This is a genomic window from Pricia sp., from assembly GCF_041745955.1.
In the GTDB taxonomy this organism is placed as follows: Bacteria; Bacteroidota; Bacteroidia; order Flavobacteriales; family Flavobacteriaceae; genus Pricia.
The window spans coordinates 1-1,617 of sequence record NZ_JBGTHY010000055.1; the positions used below are offsets into that span (position 1 = coordinate 1).

Annotated in this window: 1 protein-coding gene; it reads right to left on the reverse strand. The window is 48.1% G+C overall.

Features of this window, described 5'->3' with window-relative positions:
• Positions 1-1,617: cytochrome c biogenesis protein ResB (locus ACEW8S_RS01780; protein ID WP_373516473.1), on the reverse strand; the 1,617-nt coding region annotated here is incomplete at both ends.

The window sequence follows — 1,617 nt, forward strand, 5'->3', positions numbered from 1 at the left end:
TGCGTAGGTGTCATAGCATCGTGCTCGTGACCATCACCGACAGCATGCTCTTGCAATTGGGCCGCTTGCTCTATGGGCACCTGCTCCGGCTCGCTGCCGGCCGTAGCTTCGTCCTGTAATTCTTGTGCCTCGGTTTTGTTCCCGGCAGTGGCTATATCAATATCCTGTGCCTGCATCCCGAACAGCCCGAGCATTAGCATCACTGAGGTCAATGCCGCTTTTTTGGATTTTAAGTGTTCAAGGGATTTGCCCAGGTCCTTAAAACGGGTCTTTCCGAAGAACATTATGCCCATCAATCCCGTATAAAGCAGGAAATAGCCCAAATACGTGATCCAAGTGCCCCATTGGTCGTGATTTACGGAGAGGACGGTGCCTTTTTCATCGGGATGGAAGCTGGACTGAAAAAAGCGGTATCCGCCTTGATCGAGAATATTGTTCATAAAGATGTCGTAATCGTACGGACGATCGTTTGCTACGGTAACCTTGCTCATGAACGATTTGTAGCCTTTCTCGGTTCCGGGATATTTTTCGGCAATAAAATCGTTCAATTTGATACCGAACGGTAATTCGTAAACCTTGGATCCGTAACTCAAACTGAAATCGAGCCCCCCGACATTGAATTTCTCCGAAAAATCGGATATACCCTTACCGCCCAATAATTTCTTTTGTACAGTTTCGCCATTGGCCGTTACCTCGACGACCAGGGCATCAAGGGTAGCTTCGGTAATTTCTTTCGTAGGCACCTTGACCACATCATAAGAACCTTTGATGATAGGGTCGGGAACGACGAACTGCATCCCGGCCATAGTGTAGAGCGACCGCAGCTGAAATTCTTGCAGGCTGTCTTTGGCGACCTGGCCTTGAAACTGGTCCGCCATTCGCATAAAACTGCCTTCGAAAGGGGAAGCTATCTGATAGGAACTGTCAGTCGACATAATGTTTATGGCCCCCTCCGTGTCTTTGTTCAGGGCAAAAAGCACCCCGTGGATGCTGGCCACCTGTCCGTTTTCCAAAAAATGTTCATGGCGTTGGCCGTCTCCGGCTTCCACGATTTTCAAATATTCCTTGCCGTTTTCATCGGGAATCAGGCCTTCCTCCGCCCCATCGATGAAGTTCACATACGAAATCGTGAACGGCTGTCCGTTATAATCAGAATCCCAAGGTAAGTTCGACTTAATGGCTTCGGCGGTAACGATAAGATCTTCCTGTAAGGTCTTCCGCCTCGGTTGTCCGTCGATTTCACCGTCTACATAGGCAGTTAGATAGGTCTTATCGGAATAAAACACCTTTTCGGTTTTGCCCTCACGGATGGGCATCATTCCCTCGAAACTGATATAACGTGTAACGAATGCACCGACGATAATCAGTATCCACGAGAGGTGCAGGGTCAGTACCGGCCATTTTTCCCATCGGAAAAGCCGGTAACGAAGCATATTTCCCATAAAATTAATAACAAAAAAGACCATGATCGCCTCAAACCACCAGGCGTTGTACACCCAGATACGGGCGGTCTCCGTACTATATTTACTTTCGATAAAGGTGCCAAAGGCCATTGCGGTGGCAAAAACGATAAAAAGGATGGCCGTTAGGCGCGTGGAAAAGAAAATTTTTTTAAGC